The following is a 15994-nucleotide window of genomic DNA, read 5'->3' on the forward strand; positions in this document are numbered from 1 at the left end:
ATCAGCCGACGCCGATGGTCTGGTGTTCGGGTTCGATCACGACCACGATCCGGTCGAGCTCGCGGGAGTACGGGGCGCCGATGTACTTCTCGGACAGGCGGTCGATGATCCGCCACGCCTCCTCGCCGTCCAGCCAATCGACGGCCCGGCCGCGGATGACCACCGGCTCGAACGGGTTGTCCGGTGGCGCGATGGACAGGGCCACGCGGGGGTCGCGACGCAGGTTGCGTGCCTTGCGGGTGGTGGGGCCGGTCAAGAAGACGATCCGGTCGCCTTCTGTGCCGATCCACAGCGGAACCGTGTGGGGCGAGCCGTCCGGCAGGACGGTCGCCACGTGGGCGATCGGGGTGCCGTCCAGTACACGGCGTACGGCTGGCTCGATCATCGTGTTCCTCCTCGGTGGAGCACCTCGTAGTGCAGGTGGGTGACGCCGGGTGCGGGGACGGCCTCGACCAGGCGCAGGCGGACGTGTTCCGGCAGGGTCTGGAAGAAGCTGTGGCCCGCGCCCAGCAGCACGGGGACCTGGTGCAGGACCAGCTCGTCGACCAGGTCCGCGGCCAGCGCGGCCGTGAGGGCGCCGCCCATCACGCCGACGTCCCTGCCGCCGGCGGCGTCGCGGGCCGCGGCGATCGCGTCCTCGATGGTCGTGGCGAAGATCTGCTTCTCGCTGTTCTCCGGGGCCGGGCGGTGGCTGAGCACGACGAGCGGCGCGGTCGGGTGCGGGCTGCCGCCGCCGAAGTGGCTGGAGTGTTCGTAGGTGGTGCGGCCCGCCACCATCGCGCCGACGCGGGCGGCGAGCCGGTCGAAGACGCGGGCGCTCTGCTCGCTCAGCGTGAAGCCGTCGAACACCTGGCTCGGGGTGTCGCCGTCGAAGTACCAGTCGAACAGCATCGGGGCGTCGCCAAGGCCGCGACCGAACTCGTCGACGCCCGCGGGGGTGCGGCCGCTGATGTAGCCGTCCACGGACACGGCGTGGGAGCCGAGAACCTTGCTCATGGGTCTCCTTCAGATGGCTTGGGGGAAGTCGAAGAACCGGTCGGGGTCGTAGGACTTCTTGACCGTCGTCAGCCGCGCGTGGTTGCCGGCGTGGTACGCCGTGGCCCAGTCGTCCAGCGCGGGGTCCGGGAAGTTCGGGTAGACGCGGCCGGACCCCTCGCTGTGCGCGGTCGCCCAGGACCGGTCGAGCCAGTCGTCGGCCGGTGCGGCGATGTGTTCCAGCAGGAAGCGTTCGCCGCGGTGGGCGAACGCCGTCGCGTCCTCGGCGACCCGGTTGTAGGCGCCGCCCATCGCGGTGAACGTCAGCTGCCTGCCGGGATGTGCCAGGGGCGCCAGGAGTTCGGCGAGCGTGCGGTCGGACAGTGGGCGGGAGAAGAACTCCGACCGCATCCGGGTGGGGTCGGCCTCGCGCGGGTCGGCGAAGGTGTGCTTGAGCCGGTGGTACGGCAGGCCGGGGCGCAGGTCGACCGCGGCGGGCGTCAGCTCGCGCAGCAGCTCGCGGGTCGGGTGCTCGCCCAGCGTGGTGGCGCCGAAGAGACGGGCGTTCCCGGACTCCAGTGTCAGGTTGACGGTGACCTCGTCCGGGGCGTCCGGCGCCCACGACTGCCAGGCGGTGACCAGCTCGGCCACGTCCACGTCCGTCAGCACCGCCTCGACCCGAGTGGTCAGCGGCTCGGGAACCGTGTCGAACCGCAGCGAGGTGACCACGCCGAACTGGCCGCCGCCCGCGCCACGCAGAGCCCAGAACAGGTCGGGTTCGCGTTCGTCGTCGCACGTCACGACGCTGCCGTCGGCGAGCACGACCTCCGCGCCCACGAGGCGGTCGCACGTCAGCCCGTGCTCGCGCCCCAGCAGACCGATGCCGCCGCCGAGGGTGAGGCCCGCGACGCCGACGGTCGGGCCGCACCCGGCGGGCAGCGTCCGGCCGTGGGTGTGCAGCGCCTCGTAGACCTGCGCCAGCAGGGCGCCTGCGCCGATCGTGGCGACCCCGTCGTCCGCGACGGAGATCGTGTCCAGTCCGGACATGTCGAGCGCGGTGCCGTCCGTGGTGGACCGGTTCGCGAAGCAGTGCCCGCCGCCGCGGGGGACCAGGTGCTCGCCGGTCGCCGCCGCGTGCGTGATCGCGCGGACCACGTCCGGGACGGAGCGGCACAGGAGGACGTTCACACCCTCGACACTAGGAGCGGCGGACCGGCCCGGTCTTGAACGAATCGCGCAGGGGCCAGACCGCGGGTGGCGAGGAACGGCCGGTACGACGCGGAGTGCTCGTGCCCGCAGGCACACCGGTCGATGTCGCCGCCGAGGAGCGCGCGCGGGGTGACCCCGGTCAGGCGGAGGCATTCGCGGCTCAGGTGCGCCTGGTCGGCGTACCCGACGTCGATCGCGAGGCCCGCCACGCCGTCCTCACCCCGCCTGCCCGACGCGGTCGCGCCCGCCTGCGCCAGCGCCAGGAAACCCTGGAACCGCAGCGTGCGCTGCAGGACCTTCGGACTCACCCCCACCGCGTGCAGGCAGCGGCGCCGCAGCTGGCTCGGCGACAGCGCGAGGTGACCGGCCAGGGCGTCGATGTTGACCGGGTGCCACGGCATCAGCGCCCGCACGGCCTCGCCCACCAGCGGGTCCAGCCGTGCCGTGCGGCGGAACTCCGCCACGAGGTGGGTCTGCAGCACCGACAGCGCCCGCTCCGGCGGCACGACCGCCATCGCCTCGACGAGCCGGTCCACCCTGCGGCCCCACAGGTCGGTCAGGCCGAGGCGCTGGTCGACCAGGTCGTCGAGCACCGTCGGCAGCGGCGGCGCGGTTCCCGGCTGGAACCGCGCGCCCACGATCGTCGTGTGCGGCGGGATGACCTCGATCTCCGGCCGGGTCAGCGGCCCGACCAGCTGGGGGCGGCCGCCGATCGGGAAGTGGACCTCGACCCCGCCCGTCGGCAGGTGCCGTTGCACGTAGGGCGCCGCGCCGGTGCGCTGGACCCACACCGTCCGCACCACACCCGCCAGCGCGGGCAGCGGTGGGCGCTCGACGTAGGACTCGGCCACCACCGCACCGAAGCGCGTCAGCGCGACGACGTCAAGCCACGCACCCGCGCCGACGTGCTCGCCCGGTTCGGGCGCCTGCCCCGCGACCCCTGCCGGACACCTGAGCCGCCTACCGCGCGAGGAGTTCCCGCAGCGCGGTCAGGACGGCGTCCGGGGCCTCCTCCATGACGAAGTGACCGACGCCGCCGAGCAGCGTGAGGTCGGCGGCGGGGATGCCCTCGGCGAGCTCCTCGGCGATGCTCGTGCGCAGGTACGGATCGGCGGCGCCCCAGATGATCGCGGTGGGGCACCGGATCGTGCCGAGACCGGCGGCGAGGTCGGCGCGGGCCGGGACCCGGTAGTCGCCGAAGTAGTGCGCCAGCCACCGCGCACCGTCCGCTGTGGACATCCAGTCCAGACAGGACGCCAGTGTCTCCTCGTCGACGACGCCGTCGCGCACCTGCTTGCGCAGGCCGAGCCGGTTGATCCTCGCGAACGGGAGCAGCCTGCCCAGCGGTGTGCGGCCCAGCAGGCTGACCAGCGAGAAGGCCGCGTACCAGGCGGGGACGAACGTCCGGTGTGCGCGGCTGTTCAGGATCGCGAGCCGCCGCACGCGGGCCGGATGTCGTTGTGCGAGGCCGAGTGCGAGGAAACCGCCGTAGTCGTGGGCGAACAGGTCGCACGCGTCGAGCCCCAGCGCGTCGAGCGCGCGGCCGAGCCGGGCCACCTCGGTGTCGTAGTCGAAACGCAGGTCGGTACGGCGTTCCGACGCGCCCCAGCCGAGCCAGTCGAGCGCGAGTACGCGTCGGTGCTCGGCGAGCGCGGGCAGCTGGTGGCGCCACGAGCGGTGGTTGGCGGGGTAGCCGTGGAGCAGCACGACCGGCTCCGCGGCCGGGTCACCGAGTTCCACGTAGGCGAGGCGGGCGCCGTCGACCCGCACCGAGCGCGTCACCGCCTGCGCAGCAGGCCGCGGAGGTAGGGCAGCCACGCCCTCGGCCGCCGGAGCACGGCGCCGATCACCACCAGCGGGTCGAAGTAGGCGACCCGCCGCGCGATCAGCCCGTCGGCGAGGGTGATGCGGTCGACCAGCGGCCACTCGACGGGCCGCCCGGCGAGCGTGCCGTACAGACGACCCCAGATCAGCACCTGCCCGGAGCCGCTCGCCCACCCCTGGACGTCGTAGCGCAGGTCGGGGATCAGGGTCATGGTCCGCGTCATGAACGCGCGGGCCTCGTCGACGCCGCGCGTGTTCGGTTCGAGCGGGTGGACCAGGTGCACGTCCGGGCGGAACAGCGGCGTGAACGCGTCGGGGTCCATCGCCTGCCAGGCCTTCGTGAACCGTTCGACCAGGTCAGCGGCGTCGTCCATGGTCACCTCCCACGGTTCTTGCAACGATTGCAAGAATGTACCACGTGAAGGCACGCGACCCACGCAGACAACGGACGATCGACGCGCTGCTCGCGGCGGCCGAGGAGGTGTTCGCGGCCCGGCCTGTCGAGGAGGTGACGGTCGAGGAGATCGCCGAGCGCGCCGGTGTCGCGGTCGGCTCGATCTACAACAGCTTCGGCTCGAAGGCCGGGCTGCACGCCGCGGTGATCGACCGGGCGCTGGACGTCGACCGCGAGTACATGGACCGCGCCTACACGCCGGAGCGCTCGCCGGTCGACCAGCTGCGGGCCGCGGCGGAGCAGTACCTGCGGTTCGCCATGGAACAGCCGCAGTTCTTCCGGATGCTCGCCTTCCCGGCCCCGCTCGGCAACTACGCGGCGGCCGCCGAGACCGCGGCACGCCTCGCCCGCCGTGTCGACGAGCAGAACGCACGCATGACCGCCGCGATCGAACGCGGTGTCGCCGACGGCACGATCCGCCCGGTCGACGCCCGCCGCGCGGCGACCGTGCTGTGGGCGAGCTGGAACGGGGTGATCAGCCTCGCGTGGCGGCCCGACGACCTGCGCGAGGACGAACAGGGCCTCGCCGAGCTGCTGTCACTGGCCGCGGACCTGGTGAGCTGGGGCCTGCGCCGCGCCTGAGCGCTACCGGGACAGGCCCATCAGGTCGAGCTCGTCGTCCACGTCGACGCCGAGCTCCTCGGCCGTGGCGAAGAACGTCGCAGCCCGGTCCTCGTCGACGGGCAGGCCGCTGTCACCGGTCAGGCACATCACGCCCGCCGTGAACGCGCTCCTCGGGTGCCCGGCGTCGGCGGCCTTCGCGTACCACTCGAGCGCGGTGACCGGGTTCTGCTCGACGCCGCGGCCCGTGGCGAACATGCCACCGAGGTTGCCCATGGCCCGCACGCTGCCCAGCTCGGCGGCACGGAACGTCCACCGCCGCGACTCGTCCTGGTCCGCGGGCACGCCGCTGCCGGTGCCGTAGATGACGCTCATCTCGAACGCCGCGTCGGCGTTGCCGCGCTCGGCGGCCGCCCGGTGGTAGGGCACGGCGGTGGCCGGGTCGGCGGGGTGGCCGTAGCCCTGGTGGCGCAGGTAGCCGTACAGCAGCAGCACCTCGGCGTCGTCCGGGGCGGCGGCCAGCAGGTCGTCGAGCCGCCGCGCCGCGGCCTGCTCGTGCGCGTCGCTGCGCGCGTAGTAGGCGATCCTGATCCACGCGAGCGCACCGGCGAGCGAGCCGGCCCGGTCGGCCTCCTGGTACGCGGCGACCGACGCGGAGACGTCCTGTTCCGGGTAGGGCGCCCACGGCGCGCAGCCGTACGCGAGGAGCTTGCCGAGTTCGAGCCACGCGTCCACGATCCCGGCCCGCCCGGCGCGTTCGAGGCCGTCGACGAGCACGTCGGGCGCGTCCTGCGGCAGCAACCCCATGAGGTGTTCGCCGCGGACGAAGCTGTCGCGCAGCTCCTTCGCCGCGGTGAACAGGTCGCCACCGCTCGCGCCGGGATCGTTGCGCAGCCGCGCCATGGCCTCGTAGCTCGGTGCGTTCACGGGCCCCACCTTCTCATGCCGGATGATCACCGCGGGTGGAAACCGCCGGACGTGACGGGGCGGCATCACGTCCGGCGGAGCTTTCACCCGCGCCCGCGCAGGTCCGCGGGCACGGCGTGCGACGCGTCCGCCTGCTTCTTCGCCGTGCGGGACCGTCCCGTCGGGACGGTGCTCGCCGGTCCCGGTCGCACGGCGGCGCCCGCGGCCTGGCCCGCCATCGGCGGCATCATCGGCGGCACCGCGCCCGCCCTGGCCGTCGCGGCGGCGGGTGTGCTCACCCCCGGCGCGATGTCGGCGGCCGCCACCGGGGCGCGCTTCGCGGCCAGGGGTTTCGCCGTCGCCGGGAAACCGGCGCCGCCGAGGGTGCCGTACGGCAGGGACATCCCGGACAGCGTCGGCGCGGTGCCCGCGCCGGGCGCGGCGCCGGACGTGAGCGTGGCGCCGGACGGCACGGTGGGGTTCAGACCGGCGAGCGACGGCAGCCCACCCGCGTAGTCCGCGAGGTCACCGCCCCCGCCCGCGGAGCTCTGGCCGAACCCCAGCGTGGTGGCCAGGGTCTGCAGTTCGGACATCGCGTCGGAGGTGGCGGTCAGCGCCTTGATCGCGTCCTCGGGCGTGTTCCCCTCGGCCGACGGCTTGATCTCCACCCGCGGGATGTCGGGCGCCTCGACCCCGGCCGCCGACGCGGTCTTCGCGATGGCCACCTCGAACTGCGCCCCCAGCGCCGTCATCACCGCCCCCGCCGCCTGCTGGAAACCGAGCGCCGCCCACGCGGTCAGCGGGTTGGACAGGGCGGCCATGTACTGCCCGTGCAGCGCGAGGACCTCCTGGTTGGTGCGGGTGATCGCGCCCGCGAGCGTGGTGAGCGTCGCCGACGGCTGCGCGGCGTCGATCCGTGCCGCCCAGCCCGCGAGGTCGGCGTCTTCGGCCTGGACCTTCGTCGCCCACTCCTGCGCGGCCGCGTCCTGCCAGTGCGGCAGCAGGGACTCCGACCGGTTGCGCAGCTCGGTGCGCGCGCTGTCGATCCACGTGCGCACGTCCGTCCACATGCGAGCCGCGTCGACGTAGCCCGGCGCGTTCGCGGCCTCGGCGCTGCTCATCGCGACGAGCATCTCCATCGGCAGCATGTTGTAGGGGATGGGCATGCCGTCAGTCCTTTCCGGTTTCGGTGGCCTCCGGCGTCGCCGCGGCACCGGCGCCGGTCACGGTCCTGACCAGGCTCAGCCCCTGGTTGGCGACCTTGGCCGACGCGCCGACGAACCCGGCGGCCGAGGTGAGGTCGGCCCAGCTGTACTCCAGCGAGACCCGGTGGATGTCCGACGCGTGGGTGACGATGTCAGTGGTGACCTTGTTCATCTTGTTCACGGAGGCCACCGACGCCAGTTTGTCCACGATGGACATCGCCAGGCCCTCAACGAGCCCCGGGGGGTTGATCGGCGCGCCTACCCGGCCCAACGAGCCCGGCATCGGCGGCGGGGTGAGCTGTCGCGCGGTCGCGGCCATCGCGGCCGGATCCCCGTCGATCTTGTCCATGGGTCTCCTCCTCCTGCGGATTCACCAGCCACAGGTTCTCGTCGAGCACCTGCAATGAGTCGTTGGCGCTGTCCCACTCACGCCGTGCGGCGGGTTTGGGTGCGGCGGCACCCGCCCGGCCGGTCAGCGCGATGCCCGGGGTCACGGCCTGGCCCGCCGCGCGTGGGCGCGGCCGGGCCGCGGCCACCCGACGATCGCTGTCGCCCGACCTGATCGCGCTCGCGGACCGTGCGGCGCCCGCGCCCGCGTTCGGCGGGTGCATCGGCGGCATCATCGGCGCGCCGCTCACCGGCCTGCCCGCGGCCGTCGCCGCGAAGCCACCCGGTACGGGCGCGTTGCCCGCGCCGACGGCGCCACCCGTGTCGGGACCTGCCACGGCCGTCGGCCCGGCGCCACCGATGCCACCGGCGAAGGACGCGCCCGCGTCGAGCCCGGCGAGCGTCGGCAACCCGCCGGTCGGCGCGTGGTTCGCGTAGTTCGCGGACGGGACGTCGCCGAAGCCGAGGTCCCCGGGGGAGATCGGTTCCGGCACCTGCATGCCACCGCCCAGCAAGCCTTCCGCCGCACCCAGCGCGTCGCTCGCGGCGCTGAGCGCCTCGGACAGATCCGGTTGTTCGCCCGCTGTTTCGGGCGCGGGTGTTTCCGCCGGGGACCGCGGCTGCGCCGACACCGGGTCACCGGTGCCCGCGCTCGTGGGGGAGCCGCTCGTGGCGGGGCCTCCCGGACCACCGGGACCACCGGTGCCGTCCACCGCGATCCTTGGTCCGTACCAGCGCAGGGCGTCTCGGGCCGTGCGCATGGCCTGGATGACCGAGTGGTACTCGTGATCGAACCTCGCCGTGTGCATCCCGGCTTCCGAGCAGTGCGCGAGGAACTCCGCCGTGCTGTCCTCGCCCGCGTCGCGGATGGCCTTGTACCGCTCGCACACCTTGCGCACCTCTTCACGCACAAGGCCGTGTGTGACGGACAGCCACGTCATCTTCCAGCTGACACCCGACTCGAAGATGGCGTCCTTGCAGGCTTCCAGCTGTGTCACGCACTTGTGCAGCTCGGCGACGAACAACGAGCCCGCCACGTCGGTCCACGCGACCGCCACGGCCTCCTTCCGCAGCGCCAGCTCCTGGGTGTGCCTGGCGAGAAGGCTCATGGCGTTGACCCACATGTCGGCACCCTCGTGCAGGCTCCGCAGGTGACCGGCTTCCGCGTCCAGCATCGCCAGCTGGTCGTCCGGATGTATCCGCTCGTACGTCGTCGGCATGCGTCACCCTTCCGGCGCCGGATCGTGGAGAGCGGGGTCGACGGAGGGGAGCCCGGCGAAGTGGGACCTGAACTCCTGCTCGGTGAGTGACTGGCCGTTCAGGTAGACCTGCACGGAGCTTCTCGCGAAGTCCCGGTACGCGGTGAAGTCCTGCCGCATCCAGGTGAGGTACTCGTGCAACACGGTGGTGGCCACCAGGTCCTCGGTGACCAGTGCGCCACACGAGTGCACACCGGGGTCGCAGGAAGCCCGCGGGGCGGCTCGCCCCAAACCCGCGAGATCCGGAACGGACAGGTTCTGGATCCCGCTCATCAGGTCCGTTTTCATGTCCGGGTCGTCGCTCATGCGCGCACCTCCTGTCGGATAGAGAGAAACACGTCAACAGAGCCGTTTTCGGAGCTGACCTCAAACGGCCATCGGGGGTTGCCACGCGAGCTGGACGAGGTCCTTGCCGCCGCGGCGGTCCACCAGCCAGCCCCGGCCGGGCGGCAGCACCTGGGGACGCATGCCGCCGAGCAGGGGGCCTTCGTCGCGGTCGCCGGACATCATCAGCCCCGCCGTGCCGACCTCGCGGAGCCGGGCGAGGAACGGCTCGAACAACCCGCGGCCCGCGCCACCCGAACGGCGGGCCAGCACGACGTGCAGGCCGATGTCCGCGCCCTGGGCGGCCAGCGGCAGCAACGACATGAACGGGTGCTCCTTGTGCGTGGCGATCATGTCGTAGTCGTCGGCCAGCACGAAGATCCTCGGTCCCTGCCACCAGTTGCGGGCCCGTAGCTGCTCGGGGGTGACGTCCGGGCCGGGCAGCCGCTGGGTCATCGCGTCGGCCACCTGCGCGAGCAGGTCGCGGCTGTGCGTGTCGTTGGTGCCGTAGCCCAGCAGGTAGTCCTCGCTGATCTCGCCGAGCAGCCCGCGCCGGTGGTCGACCAGCACGATGCGGGCCTCGTCCGGGGTATACGCCTGGCATATCCGCCCGGCCAGCTGCCGGAGGAACGCCGTCTTGCCGCACTGCGTGTCGGCCAGCACGAAGAAGTGCGGGTCCTCGGCGAAGTTGAGCCGGACCGGGGCCAGGTCCTGCTCACGGATGCCGATCGCGAGCCCGGCGTCGGCGCCGGTCAGCTCGTCGGTCGCGGGCAGGTCGCCGACCGGGACCGTGCCCGGCAGCAGGCGCACCCGCGGCGCGCGTTCACCCCGCCACGCCGTGGCCACCGCGCCGACGAGTGCCGCGACACCGTCCGCGAGGTCCTCGGTGGTCGTGGCCCCGTCGATCCTGGGCAGCGCCACCAGCACCTGGTGCCCGGACATGCCGAGTCCCCGGCCCGGTTTCCCGGTGGGCACGCTCATCGCCGCCTTGCGGTCGATCAGCGAGTCGATGGGGTCGGCGATGCGCAACTCCACCTTGCTGGTGAACAGGTCGCGCACGTTCATCCGCAGGTCGAACGTGCGGGAGACGCCGGCGACCACGTGCACGCCGTAGGACAGGCCGCGCGCGGCGATGTCGCCGACCGTCTCCTCGAGACCCTCGAACTCGTTGCGCAGGGTCAGCCAGCCGTCGACCACCAGGAACACGTCCCCGTGCGGCTGGTCGGCGAACTGGCCCGCTGCCCGCATGCGGCGGTAGGTGCCGATGCTGTCGATGCCGTGCGCGGCGAAGAGGCGTTCCCGTTCCGTCAGGATGGTCGCCACCTCGGCGACGGTCCGCCGCACCGCGCCGGTGGCGAGCCGCCCGGCCACCCCGCTCACGTGTGGCAGGTCGTCGAGCGCGGCGAGTGTGCCGCCGCCGAAGTCGAGACAGTGGAACTGCACCTCGCGTGGCGTGTGGGTGAGCGCGAGGCTCGTGATGAGCGCGCGGATCGCGGTGCTCTTGCCCGACTGCGGACCGCCGAGGACCAGCACGTGCCCGGCGGCGCCGGACAGGTCGAGCACCAGCGGGTCGCGGCGCTGCTCGTACGGCCGGTCCACCAGCCCGAGCACCGGCCGCAGCGTGCCCGCCTGGCCGGCGGTGAGCCCGCGTTCGGCGTCCTCGTGCGGGGTGCCGAGCAACGCGTCCAGGGTGACCGCGTCGTCCAGCGGCGGCAGCCACACCTGGTGCGCGGCCGTGCCCCTGCCGGTCAGCCTGTCGACCAGGATGTCCAGCAGCGTCTCGCCGACGCGGTCGTCCGGGTCGTCCGCCGCCTCGCTCTCGTCGGAGTCCGCCGCCGGGTCGGCGGCGACGTACGCGGTGGTGTAGTCGTGCAGCACCAGCTGGTCCGGTGCGGCCACGTCGGTGCCGTCGCCCGTGTGCTGTTCGTACACACCGGACACGTACGCCGCGCGGAACCGGTCGAGCTGGGTGTTGTCGGTCTTGAGGAACCCGTGGCCCGGCGCGCGGGGCAGGGAGAACGCGTCGCTGACGCCGAGCACGGCGCGGCTCTCCAGCTCGGAGAACGTGCGCAGGCCGATCCGGTACGACAGGTGGCTTTCCAGGCCGCGCAACCGGCCCTCGTCGAGCCGCTGCGAGGCGAGCAGCAGGTGCACGCCGAGCGACCGGCCGACACGTCCTATTTGGACGAACAGGTCGATGAAGTCCGGCTTGGCGCTGAGCAGCTCGGAGAACTCGTCGCAGATCACCAGCAGCGTCGGCACCTCGGGCAGCGGCGCGCCAGCCGCGCGGGCCTTCTCGTAGTCGCGCAACGACGCGAAGTTGCCCGCCGCGCGCAGGAGTTCCTGGCGGCGGATCAGCTCACCGTTGATGGCGTCGGTCATCCGGTCCACCAGGTGCAGCTCGTCGGCGAGGTTGGTGATCACGGCACTGGTGTGCGGCAGCCGGTCCAGCCTGGTGAACGTGGCGCCGCCCTTGAAGTCCACGAGCGCGAAGTTGAGCGAGCTCGGCGGGTGCGTGACCGCGAGCGCCAGCACCAGCGTGCGCAGCAGCTCGGACTTGCCGGAACCCGTTGCCCCGATGAGCAGACCGTGCGGACCCATGCCGTCCTGCGCGGACTCCTTGAGGTCCAGCTCGATCGGCGTGCCGTCCGGCCGGATGCCGATCCGCACGCGCAGGCGCTCCCGGTTGGGCCGGGGCACCCACGTGTCGTCCGGGTCGAACGAGTACGGGTCGCCGAGTTCGAGCAGTTCCGCGAGACCGAGCTCGGTGGTCATCGGGGCGTCGCCACGCATGCCCGCGGTCAGCCGCAGCGGGGCGAGCTGGCGGGCGAGTCCCGCCGCGGACGGCTTGTCGAACTCGTCCGCCAGCCCCAGTTCGGTCTCGCCGTCGGTCGTCTCGCTGGTCAGCGCACCGGCCGCGTCGACGGCCAGCACGACCGACGTCCGGTCCAGCGTCTTCGGGGGTGCCGTGGTCATGTCGACCACCGTCACGCCCTCGACACCGCCGCCGGACATCAGCAGGCCGGACCCGGCGACCGAGCCGCCGTCGACCACGACCACCAGGTGCGGTCCGGCGACCCGGACGTCGGTCTCGGGGTCGAACCGCGGCCGCTTGGCCAGTTCCTCCTCCACCACCGACTCCAGCGCCGGGATCGTCGGCGTGACGAGGCGCAGCGGGCCGAGCGCGTCGGCGCGTTCCGGGTGCAACGCGTGCGGCAGCCACTTGACCCACTCCCAGTCGGCGCGCTGGTCGGCGCCCACGCACACGGCGATCCGCAGGTCGTCCGGCGCGTGCAGCGTGGCGAGCTGACCGAGCAGGGCGCGGGCGAGGCCGAGCGCGGCGACCCGGTCGCCGCGCAGGTACATCCGGTTGAACCCGGTGACCGCCACGGCGATCGGGAGCCGGTCGACGGTGGCGTGGGTGACGAGGAACCGGCGCAGCGCGAGCGCCGACAACGGTTCGAGGTCCTCCAGCGGCTTGGTGTCCGGTGCGATGAGCGTCATCGCCGGGGCGAGCGCGCCGGTGCCGATCCGTGCGACGCCGAAGTCCGGGTCGTCGCGCCGCCGTTCCCACAGCCGGTAACTGGCCGCGAGCCACCACAGCTGCGCCGGAGCCGGGTGCAGGTAGGCCATCACGGTGCGCTGGCGGCGTACGGCACGCCGCACGCGCAACCGGTGCTGCGCGAGGTCGCGCAGGTACTTGCGGCGGGCGTGGCCCATCTCCCGTTTGCTCGGGCCACCGCCCTGCAACAGCCCCATCGCGACCATGCCCAGCATGCCGACACCCATCAGCCCGTAGATGACGAAGCGGATGGACCCGGTCATGGAGCCGGAGTACATGACCAGCATCGCCGCCATCATGGCCACCATCGGCAGCACCGTGAGCAGCTGCGCCCACTGCCGTGCGGGCGGTGCCGGGATCTCCGGCGGGGCCTGCAGGATCAGCTCCCCACCGGGCATGTCCGGCGCGGGTCGCCGGACCGGTCGTTTCACCACGAGTGTCGCCACGTCACCGATCGTGCGGGACGGACGGGCCGTACTTCCGCGGTGGCAGCAAGGTGCCGTCCCGGTAGCACCGGGTCGTGCCGACCTAGCGTGCGAGGTGGACAACTCCGGCAGTCAGAAACAGGAGGGAGTCACCACTATGACGTTCGCCAATTTCGACTTCGACAACATGGGCAACCTCATGAGCCGCGTTCGGAGCGGGCACGAGGACATGTCCGCCCTGCGGGCATCCCAGTTCGCGCAGGACGTCGCGGCGGCGGAGAGCGCCTACGCCGGTGGCGTGAAGTACGCGAGCCAGGACGCCCGCGACGGGCTGAACACGACCCACGTGTCGCACCTCGCTCCGGCGCAGACGAGGTGGGACGACGACATGCAGACCGTGTCGCACCGGATGGCCGGGGCGCAGGACGAGTCGGTCAGCAGGTTCTTCCAGAACTTCAACCAGGGCTCCTGAGGAGGTAGCTGATGATCGGCGGAGACAGCCGCTACTCGGTCAGGGTGAACGAGGCCTTCGAACAGGGCAGGAGGCAGGGGGAGTACGCGAACCAACTCCGGGACGCCACCGATGCCGGGTTCCAGGACGTGATGTACATGCGCGAGTACTTCGGCGACGGTTACGACGAGGCACTGATGGGTGCCGAGCACAACAAGAAGCTGGGCAACAGCCAGGCTGACGGCCATGACATGCACAAGCTCGCCCACAACGACGCCGGGCACATCGCGGTCGATGTCGTGTCCTACTGCAAGCGTCTGTTCTGACGGGTCCGACCGCGGGCGCCGGCACTGGGAACAGTGCCGGCGCCCGCTTTTGTTCCTACCGCGCCCGGTTCTCGTCCACCAGGAACATCTGCTCCGGTGGTTCGACGACGGCGGGCCGGTCCGGCAGCGGTGCGGCCACCGCGGGCCGCCAGCGCCGCCGCCGGCCACGTGGGACGGTCGCTCCCGTGAGCACGGCCAGCGCGATCCCGCCCAGGATCGCGACCGCCGCCCACGTCGCGACGGTGCCCGCACGGTCGTGCCAGGCGGCGTCGGCCAGTGCCTCCTCGTCCGGCGGCACCGGGACGTACGCGGGCAACGCGGCCGGTGCCGACAGGTCGAGCCCGTCGGTCACCGCGCGGTACGGGTTGACGACCCCCGCGCCGTAGGCGCGGCCGTCCCCCCGAGCCGGGCTCGCCGTCGCGACCAGCCGCCGTATCACCTCTGGCGCGGTCAGGTCCGGCCAGGCGGACCGCACGAGCGCGGCCGTGGCGGACACGAACGGCGCGGCGTAGCTGGTGCCGTTGAGATAGGCGTGGCCCGCGACCCTCGTGGCCGTCAGCACGCCGGCGCCCGGCGCGACCAGGTCGACGTACGGGCCGATCTGCGAGGTGGACGTGCGCGCCCCGTCGATGTCGATCCCGCCGACACCGAGCACGCCGTCGTACGCGGCCGGGAACGACGGCAGCTCGCCCGCGTCCTGCTGCTGGCCGTTGCCGACCGCCGCCACCACGACCACGTCCCTGGCCACCGCGTACCCGACCGCGGCGCGGATCCCGGGGAAGTCCGCGTAACCCGCGACCGACAGGTTGATCACCCGGGCGCCTGCGTCCACCGCGTACCGGATCCCGTCGGCCAGCGCGACGAGGTCGATGCGCAGCGACTGGCCGTTCTCGGCGACGTCCTGCGCGGTGATCCGCACCGGCAGGATCGTCACGTCCGGCGCGATGCCGTGGAAACCGATGCCCGCCACCGGGTCCGCGGCGATGATGCCCGCCGCCCCGGTGCCGTGCGACACGCAGTCGAAGTTGCCCCGCATGGCCTTCGCGTCGACGAAGTTCCTGCCCGCCAGCACCTTTCCCCGTCGCCGCAGCTGCGGGTGGTCGGCGTCCACACCGGAGTCGACGACCGCGACCGTCACACCCGCGCCGCGGCTGTGCGGCCACACCTCGCGTGGCGCAAGCAGTTGCTGCGCCCACGGCTGTGCGGTCACCGCGGGCCGGGCGGGATCGGGGTCCTGGCAGGCGTCCGCCGGTGGTGCCGCGTGTGCCGGTGCGGCGCCGAGCGTGAGCGACGCCAGTGTGGTCAGCAGAGCCGCGTATCGCTTCACACAGGAGATCCTGCGGCGGCACATCCGCGCGGTGGCGTCGTGGCCGCATGCGGCCAGGGCCTCGGCGGCCCTTCTGTACCACCAATACTGGCGACATGGACGAGCGGGGCATCATCGCCGGGTACGAACAGCTCGCCGAGGACGTCCGGGTACTGCAACGCGTGATCGCCGAGACCAGGGAGACGGCCGACTCCGCGGACGGGCTGGTGGCCGCGACCGTCGACGGACACGGCCGGCTCGTCGAGCTGTGGCTGGATCCGCGGGTCTACCGGACACCGGACTCGGTGTCCCTCGCGACCACGATCGCCGACACCGTGCGCGCGGCGGTCCGGCAGGCGGACGAGCGGGTGTTCGCCGCCGCGAGGAAGTTCCTGCCGGAGAACGCGACCGCGGAGACCGCCGACCTGACGCTCGACCCGTTCCTGCACCAACTCGACCGGAGGTAGTCGTGGGAGGCTTCGACAGCAACGGCGACGGTGTCGTCGACATGCACATCGACGCGACGGCGCAGGCGCTCGGCGGGCTGCGCGCGCACGGCGACACCTTCGAGGCGGCGCGCCTCAACGCGGTCAAGGACATCGACGACTGCTCCGCCAAGCTGGGCAAGGGCGGCGATCTGAGCGACACCTTCATGGCCTCCTACCGACCGTGGCGCGCGGGCGCGGCGGGACAGCCCGGGCTGGACGTCGCCATCGCGGACCTCAAGGGCATGATCGACGAGGCGGCGGGCAACGGCGACCTGCAGGTGGCCGCCTACCGGGCCGCCGAACAGGAGTCCGCCGCCGGGTTCCGGTCCTGA

Annotated in this window: 18 protein-coding genes; 5 read left to right on the forward strand and 13 right to left on the reverse strand. The window is 72.7% G+C overall.

All coding sequences use genetic code 11. The features are described from left to right. Position 1: 1 nt before the first annotated feature. The 6 genes from ACIBVP_RS29865 to ACIBVP_RS29890 form a co-directional block, all read right to left on the reverse strand. On the reverse strand, positions 2-385 hold the full coding sequence (locus ACIBVP_RS29865) for a PPOX class F420-dependent oxidoreductase (RefSeq protein ID WP_396109698.1): 384 nt from the start codon (positions 383-385) through the stop codon (positions 2-4). Then, positions 382-996, reverse strand: a complete 615-nt coding sequence (locus ACIBVP_RS29870; RefSeq protein ID WP_396109699.1) for a dihydrofolate reductase family protein — start codon at positions 994-996, stop codon at positions 382-384. The genes ACIBVP_RS29865 and ACIBVP_RS29870 overlap by 4 nt, the downstream gene beginning before the upstream one ends. Before the next feature lie 9 nt (positions 997-1005). Beyond that, entirely contained in the window at positions 1006-2163 is a 1158-nt protein-coding gene (locus ACIBVP_RS29875; protein ID WP_396109700.1) for an FAD-binding oxidoreductase, read from the reverse strand. Continuing rightward, positions 2160-3035 carry a helix-turn-helix domain-containing protein gene (locus tag ACIBVP_RS29880; protein ID WP_396109701.1) on the reverse strand — a complete coding sequence of 292 codons (876 nt, stop codon included), beginning with the start codon at positions 3033-3035 and terminating at the stop codon, positions 2160-2162. The genes ACIBVP_RS29875 and ACIBVP_RS29880 overlap by 4 nt, the downstream gene beginning before the upstream one ends. A gap of 109 nt (positions 3036-3144) precedes the next feature. Next, positions 3145-3954: an alpha/beta fold hydrolase gene (locus ACIBVP_RS29885; protein WP_396109702.1), complete on the reverse strand. Its 810-nt coding sequence runs from the start codon at positions 3952-3954 to the stop codon at positions 3145-3147. 8 nt (positions 3955-3962) lie between these two features. After that, the gene (locus ACIBVP_RS29890; protein ID WP_396109703.1) at positions 3963-4382 is read right to left on the reverse strand and encodes a nuclear transport factor 2 family protein; all 420 of its coding nucleotides are present in this window, start codon (positions 4380-4382) and stop codon (positions 3963-3965) included. Between the two features lie 44 nt (positions 4383-4426). Between ACIBVP_RS29890 and ACIBVP_RS29895 the strand changes: the two genes are divergently transcribed. Further along, entirely contained in the window at positions 4427-5044 is a 618-nt protein-coding gene (locus ACIBVP_RS29895) for a TetR/AcrR family transcriptional regulator (RefSeq protein ID WP_396109704.1), read from the forward strand. 3 nt (positions 5045-5047) lie between these two features. On the opposite strand, the gene ACIBVP_RS29900 is transcribed toward ACIBVP_RS29895, so the two are convergent. The 6 genes from ACIBVP_RS29900 to eccCa form a co-directional block, all read right to left on the reverse strand. Next, positions 5048-5950 carry a tetratricopeptide repeat protein gene (locus ACIBVP_RS29900; RefSeq protein WP_396109705.1) on the reverse strand — a complete coding sequence of 301 codons (903 nt, stop codon included), beginning with the start codon at positions 5948-5950 and terminating at the stop codon, positions 5048-5050. 83 nt (positions 5951-6033) lie between these two features. Then, the gene (locus ACIBVP_RS29905) at positions 6034-7095 is read right to left on the reverse strand and encodes a hypothetical protein (RefSeq protein ID WP_396109706.1); all 1062 of its coding nucleotides are present in this window, start codon (positions 7093-7095) and stop codon (positions 6034-6036) included. 4 nt (positions 7096-7099) lie between these two features. Further along, on the reverse strand, positions 7100-7351 hold the full coding sequence (locus ACIBVP_RS29910; RefSeq protein WP_396109707.1) for a hypothetical protein: 252 nt from the start codon (positions 7349-7351) through the stop codon (positions 7100-7102). Positions 7352-7361: 10 nt separating this feature from the next. Further along, positions 7362-8741: a hypothetical protein gene (locus ACIBVP_RS29915; RefSeq protein WP_396109708.1), complete on the reverse strand. Its 1380-nt coding sequence runs from the start codon at positions 8739-8741 to the stop codon at positions 7362-7364. A gap of 3 nt (positions 8742-8744) precedes the next feature. Further along, on the reverse strand, positions 8745-9086 hold the full coding sequence (locus ACIBVP_RS29920) for a hypothetical protein (protein ID WP_396109709.1): 342 nt from the start codon (positions 9084-9086) through the stop codon (positions 8745-8747). Between the two features lie 60 nt (positions 9087-9146). Then, positions 9147-13112, reverse strand: coding sequence for a type VII secretion protein EccCa (gene eccCa, locus ACIBVP_RS29925; protein ID WP_396109710.1), 3966 nt, complete (start codon positions 13110-13112; stop codon positions 9147-9149). Between the two features lie 136 nt (positions 13113-13248). Here eccCa and ACIBVP_RS29930 point away from each other — a divergent pair, with 136 nt between their 5' ends. Together ACIBVP_RS29930 and ACIBVP_RS29935 are read left to right on the forward strand one after the other, a co-directional pair. Further along, positions 13249-13563 (forward strand): hypothetical protein, encoded by a 315-nt coding sequence (locus ACIBVP_RS29930; protein WP_396109711.1) that lies wholly within the window; start codon positions 13249-13251, stop codon positions 13561-13563. Positions 13564-13574: 11 nt separating this feature from the next. Beyond that, a complete protein-coding gene (locus tag ACIBVP_RS29935) occupies positions 13575-13868 on the forward strand; it encodes a hypothetical protein (protein ID WP_396109712.1) in 294 nt (97 codons plus the stop codon). 55 nt (positions 13869-13923) lie between these two features. On the opposite strand, the gene mycP is transcribed toward ACIBVP_RS29935, so the two are convergent. Beyond that, positions 13924-15195, reverse strand: a complete 1272-nt coding sequence (gene mycP, locus ACIBVP_RS29940) for a type VII secretion-associated serine protease mycosin (RefSeq protein WP_396109713.1) — start codon at positions 15193-15195, stop codon at positions 13924-13926. Between the two features lie 95 nt (positions 15196-15290). On the opposite strand from mycP, the gene ACIBVP_RS29945 reads away from it, so the two are divergent. Both ACIBVP_RS29945 and ACIBVP_RS29950 read left to right on the forward strand, forming a co-directional pair. Continuing rightward, positions 15291-15641 (forward strand): YbaB/EbfC family nucleoid-associated protein, encoded by a 351-nt coding sequence (locus ACIBVP_RS29945; protein ID WP_396109714.1) that lies wholly within the window; start codon positions 15291-15293, stop codon positions 15639-15641. 2 nt (positions 15642-15643) lie between these two features. After that, a complete protein-coding gene (locus tag ACIBVP_RS29950; RefSeq protein WP_396109715.1) occupies positions 15644-15994 on the forward strand; it encodes a hypothetical protein in 351 nt (116 codons plus the stop codon).

It is taken from the genome of Actinophytocola sp. NPDC049390, assembly GCF_044466355.1.
Taxonomy (GTDB): domain Bacteria; phylum Actinomycetota; class Actinomycetes; order Mycobacteriales; family Pseudonocardiaceae; genus Actinophytocola.

Bases quoted from the DNA above. Each gene is read 5' to 3' on its own strand.
- ACIBVP_RS29865 (WP_396109698.1), bottom strand. From the start codon at position 385: ATGATCGAGCCAGCCGTACGCCGTGTACTGGACGGCACCCCGATCGCC.
- ACIBVP_RS29870 (WP_396109699.1), bottom strand. From the start codon at position 996: ATGAGCAAGGTTCTCGGCTCCCACGCCGTGTCCGTGGACGGCTACATC.
- ACIBVP_RS29890 (WP_396109703.1), bottom strand. From the start codon at position 4,382: ATGGACGACGCCGCTGACCTGGTCGAACGGTTCACGAAGGCCTGGCAG.
- ACIBVP_RS29905 (WP_396109706.1), bottom strand. From the start codon at position 7,095: ATGCCCATCCCCTACAACATGCTGCCGATGGAGATGCTCGTCGCGATG.
- ACIBVP_RS29910 (WP_396109707.1), bottom strand. From the start codon at position 7,351: ATGTCCATCGTGGACAAACTGGCGTCGGTGGCCTCCGTGAACAAGATG.
- ACIBVP_RS29915 (WP_396109708.1), bottom strand. From the start codon at position 8,741: ATGCCGACGACGTACGAGCGGATACATCCGGACGACCAGCTGGCGATG.
- ACIBVP_RS29920 (WP_396109709.1), bottom strand. From the start codon at position 9,086: ATGAGCGACGACCCGGACATGAAAACGGACCTGATGAGCGGGATCCAG.
- ACIBVP_RS29930 (WP_396109711.1), top strand. From the start codon at position 13,249: ATGACGTTCGCCAATTTCGACTTCGACAACATGGGCAACCTCATGAGC.
- ACIBVP_RS29935 (WP_396109712.1), top strand. From the start codon at position 13,575: ATGATCGGCGGAGACAGCCGCTACTCGGTCAGGGTGAACGAGGCCTTC.
- ACIBVP_RS29945 (WP_396109714.1), top strand. From the start codon at position 15,291: ATGGACGAGCGGGGCATCATCGCCGGGTACGAACAGCTCGCCGAGGAC.